This is a genomic window from Halorubrum saccharovorum DSM 1137 (assembly GCF_000337915.1).
GTDB lineage: Archaea > Halobacteriota > Halobacteria > Halobacteriales > Haloferacaceae > Halorubrum > Halorubrum saccharovorum.
Window position 1 is genome coordinate 1 of sequence record NZ_AOJE01000006.1, and the last position, 12103, is coordinate 12103.

At 69.1% G+C, this 12103-nt stretch carries 12 protein-coding genes; 3 read left to right on the forward strand and 9 right to left on the reverse strand.

Going from position 1 to position 12103, the window contains the following annotated elements; genetic code table 11:
• On the forward strand, nt 1–723 hold a 723-nt coding region (locus tag C471_RS00990; protein ID WP_004045889.1), incomplete at its 5' end, for a thiamine pyrophosphate-dependent enzyme.
• A gap of 126 nt (nt 724–849) precedes the next feature.
• On the opposite strand, the gene C471_RS00995 is transcribed toward C471_RS00990, so the two are convergent.
• Together C471_RS00995 and C471_RS01000 are read right to left on the reverse strand one after the other, a co-directional pair.
• A complete protein-coding gene (locus tag C471_RS00995) occupies nt 850–1266 on the reverse strand; it encodes a thiol-disulfide oxidoreductase DCC family protein (RefSeq protein WP_004045890.1) in 417 nt (138 codons plus the stop codon).
• A gap of 380 nt (nt 1267–1646) precedes the next feature.
• On the reverse strand, nt 1647–3017 hold the full coding sequence (locus tag C471_RS01000) for a geranylgeranyl reductase family protein (RefSeq protein WP_004045891.1): 1371 nt from the start codon (nt 3015–3017) through the stop codon (nt 1647–1649).
• Between the two features lie 152 nt (nt 3018–3169).
• On the opposite strand from C471_RS01000, the gene C471_RS01005 reads away from it, so the two are divergent.
• Nucleotides 3170–3487: a hypothetical protein gene (locus tag C471_RS01005; RefSeq protein WP_004045892.1), complete on the forward strand. Its 318-nt coding sequence runs from the start codon at nt 3170–3172 to the stop codon at nt 3485–3487.
• Nucleotides 3488–3622: 135 nt separating this feature from the next.
• On the opposite strand, the gene C471_RS01010 is transcribed toward C471_RS01005, so the two are convergent.
• The 5 genes from C471_RS01010 to C471_RS01030 form a co-directional block, all read right to left on the reverse strand.
• Nucleotides 3623–4675 (reverse strand): ABC transporter permease, encoded by a 1053-nt coding sequence (locus tag C471_RS01010; RefSeq protein ID WP_004045893.1) that lies wholly within the window; start codon nt 4673–4675, stop codon nt 3623–3625.
• On the reverse strand, nt 4668–5966 hold the full coding sequence (locus C471_RS01015; protein WP_193366103.1) for an ABC transporter permease: 1299 nt from the start codon (nt 5964–5966) through the stop codon (nt 4668–4670). Before C471_RS01015 ends, C471_RS01010 begins: the two co-directional genes overlap by 8 nt.
• Nucleotides 5967–6010: 44 nt before the next feature.
• On the reverse strand, nt 6011–7606 hold the full coding sequence (locus tag C471_RS01020; protein WP_049908905.1) for an ABC transporter ATP-binding protein: 1596 nt from the start codon (nt 7604–7606) through the stop codon (nt 6011–6013).
• A 108-nt stretch (nt 7607–7714) separates the two neighbouring features.
• Nucleotides 7715–8908: a BMP family lipoprotein gene (locus C471_RS01025; RefSeq protein WP_004045896.1), complete on the reverse strand. Its 1194-nt coding sequence runs from the start codon at nt 8906–8908 to the stop codon at nt 7715–7717.
• A gap of 298 nt (nt 8909–9206) precedes the next feature.
• Nucleotides 9207–10670 carry a phosphoglucomutase/phosphomannomutase alpha/beta/alpha domain I gene (locus C471_RS01030; RefSeq protein ID WP_004045897.1) on the reverse strand — a complete coding sequence of 488 codons (1464 nt, stop codon included), beginning with the start codon at nt 10668–10670 and terminating at the stop codon, nt 9207–9209.
• 116 nt (nt 10671–10786) lie between these two features.
• Here C471_RS01030 and C471_RS01035 point away from each other — a divergent pair, with 116 nt between their 5' ends.
• Nucleotides 10787–11083, forward strand: coding sequence for an acylphosphatase (locus C471_RS01035; RefSeq protein ID WP_004045898.1), 297 nt, complete (start codon nt 10787–10789; stop codon nt 11081–11083).
• Nucleotides 11084–11124: 41 nt separating this feature from the next.
• Here C471_RS01035 and C471_RS01040 read toward each other — a convergent pair whose 3' ends face one another.
• Nucleotides 11125–11598, reverse strand: coding sequence for a hypothetical protein (locus C471_RS01040; protein WP_004045899.1), 474 nt, complete (start codon nt 11596–11598; stop codon nt 11125–11127).
• A 46-nt stretch (nt 11599–11644) separates the two neighbouring features.
• On the reverse strand, nt 11645–12034 hold the full coding sequence (locus C471_RS01045) for a winged helix-turn-helix transcriptional regulator (RefSeq protein WP_004045900.1): 390 nt from the start codon (nt 12032–12034) through the stop codon (nt 11645–11647).
• Between the last annotated feature and the right edge of the window lie 69 nt (nt 12035–12103).

The following is a 12103-nucleotide window of genomic DNA, read 5'->3' on the forward strand; positions in this document are numbered from 1 at the left end:
GATGTGTATAAGAGACAGGTTCACGGCCGGGAGACAGAGGCGGACGCCCTCGACGCCGACGACTCCCTCCCCTTCCACGAGGGCGACGCGCTCCGCGCGGTGACCGACGCGCTCCCCGACCCCGCGACGCTGTTCGTCTCCAACTCCATGCCCGTCCGCGACCTCGACCGGTTCGTCGAGCCGACGACCACGAGCGTCACCGCCCTCGGCAACCGCGGCGTCTCGGGTATCGACGGGATCGTCTCCAGCGCGCTCGGCGCCGGCTCGGCGACGACCGACGACCTCACCCTCGTCGTCGGCGACCTGGCGCTGTACCACGACAGCAACGGCCTGCTCGCGCTCGACCGCTGCGACGTCGACGCGACCGTCGTGCTGATCAACAACGACGGCGGCGGGATCTTTCATAAGCTCCCGATCGAGTCCTTCGAGCCGGAGTTCACGGAGTCGTTCAAGACGCCGCACGGCATCGAGTTCGAGCCGCTGGCCGACCTCCACGGGCTGGCGTACGCTCGGATCGACGCGCGTCCGGGCCCCGGGGAGTCCGCCGCGGGCGCCGTCGCGGACCTCACCGAGGCGTACCGGCGCGCTCGCGAAGCGAACGGCTCGCACCTGATCGAGGTACGGACGGACGCCGAGTCGAGCCACCGCACCCGCGAGCGCCTGGAAGCGGCGGTCGAGCGCGCGGTGCACGGCGAGGTCGCTGGCGACGGCGGAGACGCGTAGGAGCCGTCGTTTCGCATCGACCACGGAGAGTCCTCCGGATTCAAAGAGCTGTCCGAGAGCCGCGCGAGACGCGGGGGGCGTCTCTGCCACGGAACCCCTCTGGAGTCGGCCGACGAAGGCGTTCGTTCACTCCAAGAATCTCGACTCGACGTCTCCGGACGGCATCATGCACCGGTCTTTCTTGCCGAACCATCGGTATCGGTGCTCGGCGACGAAGTCGTAGACCCGGTCGCGGATCGAACGCGGGACATACCGGAACGGCGAGAGGATCCGGTAGAGTCCGCCCAGTCCCGTCGCAATCTGGATGATCGCCGACGACTTCTCGTAGCTCTCTCCGTCCTCGATCAGGACGACCGATTCGAGCTCGTCGGTCGGCAGGTCGTGTTCGGCCAGCAGCGCCCGGCCGACATCGGATTGGAGGGAGGCAAAGCGGTACTTCCTCTCCGTGTCGCGAGGGATGACGAACTGTACGAACCCGCTACAGAGATTGCAAACGCCGTCGAAGAGGATGACCGCCTCGTCGTCCGGGATCTCCGTGGGCATCGCTTGGCTGACGTACGGACCCGTCTCAGTTCACCCTTCCGGTCACCGGCACTCCGCGCGCCGTGCTCGCCTCGCTGGTCGTCGGAATGCACCTCGGTGTGGCGGTCACGATACGGGTCGGCCGCTTCCCCATCGTCGTCGGGTTCCTCACGTTCTTCCAGACACCCGTCTGGGACGCCGTCGAGCGCGTCGTCGCCCCCTCCGGACCGATGCGATCCCGCCGCCCTGAATTCCGTCGATGTGGACCAGTCGTGGCAGCTGTTCGCGCCCGATCCGACCGATACGGCTCGATGGTTCGTCGCTTTCGGAGCCCTCGAAGACGGGATCGAACGGAGCGTCCGACGGGACTCGGAGGTCAAGAGAGATGCTACGAGTCCGACTCAGTACTTCGCGTCCGCGCCGGTCGTCTCGTAGATCCGGTCCATGATCGCGTCGCGCTCGCCGGTCCAGTTCGCCATCGCGGCGGGGCTGGTCGGGTACGCGTCGTAGTGGTCGAGCAGCTCGTCGGCGAGCGTCTTCGTCTGGTAGAAGTTCCGGATCGTCCCCCAGTAGCCGAAGCTCTTGACGGCCGCCTTCAGCTTCAGGCCGAACGACATCGAGGTCGACCCCTCGTACAGCGCCTCCGCGAGCTTCTCGCCCGGCAGCGCCGCGAGCAACCCCATCAGGTCGTCCACGTCGACCGCGGTCGAGAGGACGTTGTACACGTCGAGACCGGCGTACCGGCCGCCGAAGTGGTCCATGACGCGCGTGTTGTACCGCCAGAGGTTCTCCTCGCTCACGTCGCCGTCGGAGACCGCCTTCACCGCCTGCTCGCCCGCGTACTTGCCCGCGTACGCCGCGCCGGCGATGCCGCCGCCGGTGGTCGGGTTGACGTGGCCCGCGGCGTCGCCGACCGCCATGTACCCCGGCGCGACCGCCGAGTCGTACGGGCGGCGGGTCGGCAGCGCGGCGCCGAGCTTGTCTCTGACCTCGGCACCCTCGAACTCGGAGCGGTTCCGGAGGTCGCGTTTCAGCGCCTCGACGAGCTGCATCGGCTCCTCGTTCATCTGGAAGCCGAGCCCGACGTTGATCTCCGTGCTCGTCCGCGGGAAGTACCAGAGGTAGCCCGCGGCGCGGTCGGTCGCCTTGAACACTAAGGCGTCGTCCCACTCGACCGGCTCCGGCACCTCGACGATCTCGCGGTACGCCGAGCAGAACTGCGAGTAGCGCACGTTTGTGTCGAACGTCGTCCCCTCGAAGTCCGCCTTGTCCTGTAACAGCGACAGCGCGCCGGCGCCGTCGATGACGAGGTCGGCCTCGTAGGTGACCGGGTCGCCATTCCGCTTGGCGCGCAGCCCCGTGACCCGGCCCCCCTCCGTCTGGGTCACGTCGTTGATCACGGTGTCGTAGTGGAACTCGACGCCCGCGTCCTCGGCGCCCGAGATGATCCGTCGGCCGTACTCCCAGCGGTCGATGACGGCGAGCTCGCCCGGGACGGGGATCTCCAGCACCGTGTCCTCCTGCGGGATCTCGAAGCGCCCGTGGTCGACGCCCGTGTTCGTGAACGCCGGCTCCAGCCGGTCTTTGGGGATCGCCTCCGGGAAGGCGTCTGCGCCCTTCAGCGCGTCGCCGCAGGCGATGTGCCCGGCCTCCTCCGCGTCCTTCCGCTCGACGATGACGACGTCGAGCCCCTCGTTCGCGATCGTCGCGGCCGCGTAACAGCCGGCGGTCCCGGCGCCCGCCACGACGACGTCGTACTCGTCGATGCTCATACCACGTGCGTGGTCGCCCCTGTGGCAAAACTCTTTGTTCCCGTTTCGGTCGCTTTCGGACCGACACTGACGGGCCGGAGCGCCGAGCGGCGGCGGCGCGTCCGCCCTCGTCCGGGGCCCGTTTTATTTCGAGCGAGCCCGTTCGATCGCGTATGACCGGGCTCGACCACGTCGACACGGACCGGCTCCGGGATTGGCTCTCGGAGGTTCGCAGGGGGCGGACGACCGCCGCACTGATGCTCGCCGTCGCCTACGACAAGGGGATCGGCCCGGGCGAATTGGCCGCGTGGTACGGTCGCTCGACCGAGTCGGTCGAGGAGACGATCGCCGCCATCGACTCGCCGGGTCACGTCGCCGAGATCGCCCGGCTCGAAGGCGTCGACGTGGAGGCCGTCGACGTCCCGTTCGCCGAGCTGTCGGAGCGCCCCGTGACGGAGGCAGCGAGCGTGATCCGCGACCACGCTGACTGAGCGACCGGAGCGACCGAATCGACCGGGTCCGCCTGATCGACCGGAGCAACTGGATCGACCGGATCGGACGACGGCGGCGAGGTCGCCGACGCGAAGCGGGACAGATCCGGGGATCGCCGAGCGGACCGCGCCGCCTCAGTCCTCGGTCTCGTAGTGCTCGCCCGCCGCCTCGGGCAGACGGGTCCGGCCGACCAACGCGAGCACCAGGATGACGACCACGTACGGGATCGTCTGGACCAGCGTGTCGGGGATCGCGTAGCCGAGCTGCTGTAGCCGGATCTGGACCGCGTCGAGCCCGGCGAACAACACGCCCGCGCCGAGCGTCCCGATCGGGTTGTAGTTGCCGAACAGGTACGCCACGATGGCGATGAACCCCTTCCCTTGCACCATCGTCTCTCCCGAGCCGATGAACTGGCCGATCGAGAGCGCGAGCGCGGAGCCGCCGACGCCGGAGAGCACGCCCGACAGCAGGACGCCGGCGTGACGCACCTTCGAGACCGAGACGCCGACGGTGTCCAACGCCTTCGGGTTCTCGCCGGCCGCCCGGAGGTGTTTCCCGAACGCGGTCCGGTTCAGCGCCCACCAGGAGGCCAGCGTCGCGACGACGACCATGACGGCGGAGTACTTCCAGCCGACGCTGGCGCCGAGGTTCGGCGTGTTGACGCCGCCGAAGAACACGGTCGACATGAACGGCGCGAGTCCGAGCGCGATGAGCCAGACCGCGAGTCCCGCGATGATCTGGTCGGCCTGGAACTCGATGCAGACGATACCGAACACTAACGAAAGCGCCGTCGACGCCGCGATTCCGCCGAGGAAGCCGACCCAAATAGCGGGCACGCCGAGCACGGCGTTCCCGATCCCGACGACCGAGGAGACGTAGACGGAGACGAACGCCGAGATGATCAACAGCCCCTCCAGGCCGATGTTGATGACCCCGGACTTCTCGGCGAAGATACCGCCGAGCCCGGCGAGAACGATGGGCGCCGCCAGTCGCGCCGTCGACGCCGCGGTGCTCGTCGAGAAGACGATCCCCGAGAGGTCGCCCGCCACGGACTCGGGGAACAGCGTCCCGAGCACCAGCAGCGCGCCGAGCACCCCGACGGTGCCCACGACGAGCGACCGCACGTAGTCGGACTTGATCAGATCGTCGAGGACCGGAATCGACACGTCCGCGAGCGGGTTACGCATCGGTCTCACCCCCCTCGACGGCGGCCGCGTCGTCGGCCGGCTCCGCGCCGCCCGAGCCCCCGGCGTCCGGCCCGCTCGGACCTCGCGAGCCGAGGCCGGTGTAGCGGCCGATCATCCGGAAGAACTCCGGCATGGCCACGAACAGGATGATCAGGCCGCGCAACACGCCGACGAGTTCCGTCGGCACGTCGGTGCGGAATCCGATCTCCAGGGCGCCGCCCTTCAGCAGGCCGAAGAGGAACGCCGCCGGCAACACGCCGAGCGGGTTGTTCCCGGCGAGGATGGAAACGGTGATCCCGTCGAACCCGAGCGAGGGGACCGACGCCATCCACCGCCCCTCGGACATCAGCACCCACACGGCGCCGCCGACGCCGCCGATCGCGCCCGAGAGCGTCATCGCTCTCACGGTCGTGAGCTTCGCGTTCACGCCGCCGTATTCGGCGGCGGCCGCCTGCACCCCGCTGGTGCGGAGGTCGTAGCCGAACGACGTGTGCTCGACGAGGTAGTAGAGCCCGGCGATGAACCCGAACCCGACGAGCAGCGCCACAAGCGCGAAGTCGCTGGACCCCGGGAAGAACCACGGGAGGAACTGGGCGTACTCGGGGACGTATTCGGTGGCGACCACCGAGGAGCCCTCGGCGCGGAACACCTCCAACACGAGCACGTACGCGACGTTCGCCGCGATGAAGTTGAGCATGATCGTCGTGATCACCTCGTTGGCGTCGGTGTAGGCCTTCAGCGCGCCCGGTATCGCGCCCCAGAAGCCGCCGCCGACGGCGCCCGCGAGGATCCCGACGGCGATCAGCGCGACGCCCGCGATCGGTCCGGCCGGGAGCAGCGGCGCCGCGGCGAGCACGGTCAGCGCGGTCGCGAGCCCCCCGACGACCAGTTGGCCCTGCGTCCCGATGTTGAACAGCCCGGCGCGGAACGCGACCGCGACGGAGAGCCCGGTGAAGATGAGCAGCGTCGTCTCCGAGAGCGTCAGCGCGAACGAGAGGTTAAACGGCGACCAGTCGGGGTTGAACAGCCCCGGTTCGCCGACCGCGAACGGGTAGCCCAGCGCGCCGTTGAACAGGACGAGGTACACCTCGACCGGGTCGTAACAGAAGCCGATCCCGGTGAGCGGCATCGTCCACGCCGCGGTGGAACACTCGGCGATGCGCCCGGAGACGAGCACGATGACGAAGCCGACGGCGATCGAAAGCAGGATCGCGGCGACGCTTATCAGCAGCCGTTCGGCGACCGACCGATCGACGAACGGAGCGATGAGTCGACTCGCGATCTGCGGTATCCGGCCGGCGCCGGTTCCGTCGTCATCCCCGGCGTCGGAGCGACTCACGCGTCCACCTCCTCATCGCCGGCCTCGCCGAGGTCGGTCCCGGCGTCGTGGACGGCGGCCCCCTCGACGGAGTCGTCGGCGAGCGTCTCGCCCGCCATCAGCAGGCCGATCTCCTCTTCGGTCACCGTGGCGGGGTCGACGACCCCGGAGAACTCCCCTTCGTGGATCACGGCGAGCCGGTCGGAGAGCCCCTGAACCTCGTCGAGTTTCGAGGAGACCAGAAGCACCGCCTTCCCCTCCGCCCGCAGTTCGAGCAGGCGGTCGTGGAGGAACTCCGTGGAGCCGATGTCGACCCCGCGCGTCGGGTGCATCGCAACGACCAGGTCCGGGTCGCGCTCGAACTCCCGACCGACGATGAACTTCTGCTGGTTCCCGCCGGAGAGCGACTCCGCCTCGGCGTCGGCGTCCGGGGGGCGCACGTCGTACTGCTCGATCACGGACTCCGCGTGGTCGCGGGACGCCCGCCAGTCGAGCCGGCCGTCCTCGGCGAAGGGCGGGTCGTGCTGGCTCCCGAGGATCCCGTTTTCGGTCAGGTCGTACGACATGACCAACCCCCGCTCCTGCCTGTCCTCGGGGATGAAGGCCATCCCGCGATCGATGTGCTCGCGGCGGCTCTCGCCGGCCATCGCCTCGCCGAGGTAGGTGATCTCCCCGTCGGTCGGCTCCCGCATCCCGGTGATCGCCTCGACGAGCTGGGACTGGCCGTTGCCGTCGACGCCGGCGATACCGAACACCTCGCCCGCGCGGAGCTCGAAGGAGATCCCCGAGACCGCCTCGACGCCGCGGTCGTCGTCGGCGTGGACGTCGGTCACCTCTAGTACCTTGTCGCCCGGCTCCTGCGGCGTCGTCGCCGGCTCCATCAGCACCTCCCGACCGACCATCATCTCCGCGAGGTCCTCGCGAGTCACGTCCGTGGACGCGACCGTACCGACGTTGACTCCGTCGCGGAGGACCGTGATATCGTCGGCCGCCGACAGCGCCTCGCCGAGCTTGTGCGAGATGAAGATGATCGTCTTCCCCTGATCGGTCAGCTCCTCGAAGACGTCGTACAGGTCCTCGACCTCCTGCGGGGTGAGCACCGCGGTCGGCTCGTCCATGATGAGCACGTCGGCACCGCGGTACAGCGCCTTCAGGATCTCGACGCGCTGTTGGACGCCCACCGAGACGTCCTCGATCCGGGCGTCGGGGTCCACGTCGAAGCCGTAGCGCTCGCTCAGGTCGACGACCGCTTCGCGGGCGGCGGCCTCGTCGACTCGAAGCCCGCCCCACGTCCTCGGCTCGTTGCCCAAGACGACGTTCTCCCACACCGTCATCGGGTCGACGAGCATGAAGTGCTGGTGAATCATGCCGACGCCCGCGTCGATCGCGTCGCGCGGCGAGTCGAACGACTGCGGCTCGCCGTCGAGAAAGACGGTCCCCTCGGTCGGTTCGTAGAGGCCGTACAACACGTTCATCAGCGTGGTCTTACCGGCCCCGTTCTCGCCGAGCAGTGCGTGGACGCTCCCGCGCTCCACCGCGAGATCCACGTCGTCGTTCGCGACGACCCCGGGGAATCGCTTCGTGATGCCGTCCATGTGGACCGCCGGGTTCATTCACCCGTAACTCCGTGCCGGAGCCTAAAAGAGCGCGGATTCCGGACTGACGACCTCTGGACTGTCGTTCGTTCGATCAGATCGTCCGAAAAAGTCGTCTCCTTGCGCTCAGTTGCTCGTGGTCTCCGGCACGTCGATGTTCCCGGCGATGATCTCTTCGCGCGCGTCCGCCACCGCGGTCACGATGTCGTCGGGCACCTGATCGCCGATCTCCTGTCCGTAGACGCACTCGACGCCGTTCGACTCCAGTCCGAGGAAGACCGACTCGCCGCCCTGGTGGTTGTCGTCGATGACGTTCGAGATCGACTCGTACACCGCGGTGTCGACGCGTTTCACCATCGACGCAAGGATCACGTCCGCGAACGAGTCCTCGGTGACCGACTGGTCCTGGTCGACGCCGAACGCGAACCGGCCCTCGTCCTGTGCCGCCTGGAACACGCCGACACCCGTCGCGCCCGCGGCGTGGTAGACGATGTCGGCACCGCTCTGGTACATCGACAGCGCCTGCTCCTGCCCGCCCGAGGGGTCGGCGTAGCTGCCGACGTAGCTCGTGGTGACGTCGACGTCGTCGGACGCGTAGTCGACGCCGGCCTCGAAGCCGGCCTGGAACCGGCGGATGACCGGGCTGTCGACGCCGCCGATGAACCCGACGTTCGTCGAGTCGGGAGCGGTCGCGCCCGCGCCCGCAGAGAAGTCGGTCTCGGTCAGGTTCCCGGCGAGCACGCCCATCAGGAACGAGCCCTCGTGCTCGCGGAAGAGGTAGTTCGCGACGTTCGGCTCGTCGACCGCGGTGTCGACGACCATGAAGTCCTGGTCGGGGAACTGCGGCGCGGTCTCGGTGAGCGCGTCGCCCTGGTTGAACCCGATACAGGAGACTAGGTCGTAGTCCGGATCCGTCGAGTTCGCGTAGCGCTGCTGGTACTGTCCGAACTCGCCGGTGCCGTCCGGTTCCGACTCGGCGTACTCGATGCCGAACTCCTCTTCGGCGTCGAGGATGCCCTGCTTGGCCGCGTCGTTGAACGAGTTGTCACCGAGGCCGCCGTCGGAGTAGACGATGCCGACCGTGGCGGGCACGTCGGAGCCGTCCGAACCGTCGGAGCCGTCCGAACCGTCGGAGCCGTCCGAACCGTCTGAACCGTCCGAACCGTCCGATCCGTCGGAACCGTTCGACCCGTCCGAGGTGTTACCGTCGGAGCCGTCGGACCCGTCACCGCTCGGGCCGCCGCTACAGCCGGCGAGGCCAACGAGTCCCGCCGCGCTTGCCGCCTTGAGGAACCGCCGCCGATCGAAGTCGGATGCCATGTCACCTACAACGGGGCGGGTCCGCGGCATAAATTCGTCGCTCTCTCGGTCCTGTTGTTGCACGTTCGCGTGATACCGCGGGGAAAATTTCCCCGATCCGCCGCGATCGACCGGGAATCGTGCACATGTTCGTGGTGTATCAGGAACGATCGGGCTGTTTTCGGGGAGCGAACGTCACCCCCTCGCCGGTGCGGACAGCTACCCGCCGGTGCGGACAGCTACCCGCCGGTGCGGACAGCTACTCGCCGGTGCGGACAGCTACCCGCCGGTGCGGACAGCTACTCGCCGCCGCGGACAGCTACTCGCCGCCGCCGACGGTGGTCACCGCGTCCTCGACGACCGCCCGGACGCCCGCGATCAGCTCGTCGACCTCGTCGCTTTCGGCGTAAACTCGCACGTACGGTTCCGTACCGGAGGGTCGAACGAGCGCCCACGAGGCGTCCGGGAACTCCAGCCGCACCCCGTGGTCGGTGTCGACCGTCGCGCCTGGGAAGGCGTCCGGAAGGGTCGATCCCAATCGCTCCATCACGTCGGGTTTGGCCTCGTCCGGGCAGTCGACGCTGACCTTGCGGTACGGGCGCTCCGTGATCGGCGCGCGGAGCGCGTCAAGCCCCGACTCGGCGACGAGCCGAGCGATCACGGCCGCCGAAGCGACACCGTCGATCCACTCGCCGAAGCCGACGTGGATGTGCTTCCACGGCTCGGCGGCGAAGACGACGCGGGTGTCGTCGCCGGGGGCGGCCTCCGCTCGTATCGCCGCGATCCCCTCGTGAAGTGCGCCGAGCCGGACGCGGTCGGCCCGTCCACCGGCCTCGCGGACGCGCTCGTCGATCCGGCCCGAGGCGTTCGGCGTCGTCACGACCACCGGGTCGGCGGCGTCGCTCTCGCGGGTGTACCGCTCGGCGAGCAGCGCGAGCACGGTGTCCTCGTGGACCACGTCGCCGTCGGCGTCGACGATCACGATTCGGTCGGAGTCGCCGTCGTGGCCGACGCCAAAGGCGAACCCCTCGGTGTCGCCGACGTCGCCATCGTCGTCCACACTCGCGCGGCCCGGGCGCTCGACGCCCTCGTTGGCGTCGGCGACGAAGGCCCGGAGGTCCCGGAGAGTCTCGGGGGTCGGCTTGCTCCCGCGGCCGGGGAAGTGGCCGTCGACGTTCCCGTTGAGCGTGACGACCTCTGCGCCGAGTTCTCGCAGGACGGTCGGAGTCGCTGGCGCGGACATGCCGTTCCCGCAGTCGACCGCCACTCGCAGGCCGTCGAGGTCGTCTCCGAACCCTTCCGCGTACGCGCGGACCGCGTCGAGGTAGCCGCCGAGGGTGTCGACGCGCTCCGACTCGGTCCACTCGTCCCACGCCGCGGGGGGCCCCTCGCCCGCGACGCGCTCTTCGACGGCGCGCTCCGCCTCGCGATCGAACTCGCTGCCGTCCCGGAACAGCTTGATCCCGTTGTCGGTCGGCGGGTTGTGCGAGGCCGTGAGCATCACGCCGTACCGTCCCTGCGAGGCGTGCGCGAGCGCCGGCGTCGGCAGGCGTCCGGCGCGGAGCACCCGGACACCGCCGGAGGCGAGCCCCGACTCCATCGCGGCCGCGATCGCCGGACCCGTCACGCGCCCGTCGCGGGCGAGGACAACCTCGGCGGTCTGTTTCCCCTCGCTAGCCGCTCGTACCTCCGCCGCGACCGCTCGGCCGACGGCCAGCGCGAGCTCCGGCGTAACGCGGGCCTCGGCGCTGCCGCGGATCCCCGCGGTTCCGAACAAGTCCATACCTCCGGTATCGGCCGGCGTTCGTTAGAAGTCGTCGGTTGCGGGTCGTCGGCGGACGGCGACGCTCGAACTCACCCCCGCGACGCTTAACAGGGCGGCGGACGCAGGGGTCACCGATGACCGACCGAACGCGAGCACACGTGTACGTCTCGGGGCGCGTGCAGGGCGTCTACTACCGCGCGACGACTCGCGACACCGCCCGAGAGAAGGGCGTCGACGGCTGGGTGCGCAATCTCGACGACGGACGCGTCGAGGCCGTCTTCGAGGGGCCGGAAGCGGCGGTCGAGGAGATGGTCGCGTGGTGCGAGACGGGAAGTAAGGCGGCCGACGTCGACGACGTGGACGCGACCGACGAGGAACCGGAGGGGCTCGACGGGTTCGAGGTCAGGTGGTCGGATTCCTCCCACGGCTGAAGCCGTGGGCTTCCTCCTCGTTCCTCTGTGAGACGACGAAGTCAGTCGTCGTTCGCGACCGCCGCGGCGTTGCCCGGCGAGTCCCGCACGCCGAGTTCCTCCAGCGCGCGTAACACCACGATCGCCTCGACCACGTCGCGCTCCTCGGTGTAGGGGTCGTCGACGGCGTCGAGCGCCGCCTCGGCCTCCGATTCGAGCCGCGCCTCCAACTCCGTCTGGTCCGTCTCGGCCTTCGTCGCGGACAGCAGCGCCTCGTGGTCCTCGCGGAGGTCGAGCGAGACGTGCGCCGCGTTACACCGCGAGAGCGGGTGGGTGTCCATCTCGACGGCCAGATCGGTCACGAGGTCCCAGTCGTCGGCGCAGAATCGGAGCGTCACCGTTCCGACCACGTCGCGCCACGAGATCGGCCCGCCGTTGTCCATGAGCCGGAGCGCCCGCGGCGGCACCGCGATCCGGGTGTGGGTGTCGTCGCGGCCGCACAGGCAACAGGGGGTGTTCTTCAGGCCGGCGTACACGCGAACTTGTACGGGGTGGAGGGCCCTGTGCGTTTCGCCGCGCGGGCTACCCGCTGCACTCGGCGAGCCACTCGTGGGCCCACTCGTCGATCTCCTCGAAGACGGGCGCCAGCGACTCGCCCTTCGGCGTGAGGCTGTAGTAGGTCGCAACGGGCGAGTCCTCCTCTAACCGGCGGTCGACGAAGCCGGTCTCCTGGAGGTCGTCGAGCACGCGCGAGAGGGTCCGGGCGTTCGCGTCCGTCTCGCGTTTCAGCTCGTTGAAGCGAGACTCGCCGTTCAACAGCTCGTGGAGGACGACGAGCCGCCAGCGCGAGCCGATCTGTTCGAGCGAGTCGACGACGGGACACGGCGTGTCGGGGGCAGAGGACGTGTCCGTGCCGGGCTCTGCGTCGGTCGTTTCCGCCGGTTCCGTCTCGGCGAGCTCCTGCGATGACATCGGGGTTACCTACTTACCCTATTGTCCGGGAAACGATAAATAGGTTACGTCCGTATATGTGGTTACACG

Bases quoted from the DNA above. Each gene is read 5' to 3' on its own strand.
- C471_RS00995 (WP_004045890.1), bottom strand. From the start codon at position 1,266: ATGCCCACGGAGATCCCGGACGACGAGGCGGTCATCCTCTTCGACGGC.
- C471_RS01000 (WP_004045891.1), bottom strand. From the start codon at position 3,017: ATGAGCATCGACGAGTACGACGTCGTCGTGGCGGGCGCCGGGACCGCC.
- C471_RS01005 (WP_004045892.1), top strand. From the start codon at position 3,170: ATGACCGGGCTCGACCACGTCGACACGGACCGGCTCCGGGATTGGCTC.
- C471_RS01010 (WP_004045893.1), bottom strand. From the start codon at position 4,675: ATGCGTAACCCGCTCGCGGACGTGTCGATTCCGGTCCTCGACGATCTG.
- C471_RS01020 (WP_049908905.1), bottom strand. From the start codon at position 7,606: ATGAACCCGGCGGTCCACATGGACGGCATCACGAAGCGATTCCCCGGG.
- C471_RS01025 (WP_004045896.1), bottom strand. From the start codon at position 8,908: ATGGCATCCGACTTCGATCGGCGGCGGTTCCTCAAGGCGGCAAGCGCG.
- C471_RS01030 (WP_004045897.1), bottom strand. From the start codon at position 10,670: ATGGACTTGTTCGGAACCGCGGGGATCCGCGGCAGCGCCGAGGCCCGC.
- C471_RS01035 (WP_004045898.1), top strand. From the start codon at position 10,787: ATGACCGACCGAACGCGAGCACACGTGTACGTCTCGGGGCGCGTGCAG.
- C471_RS01045 (WP_004045900.1), bottom strand. From the start codon at position 12,034: ATGTCATCGCAGGAGCTCGCCGAGACGGAACCGGCGGAAACGACCGAC.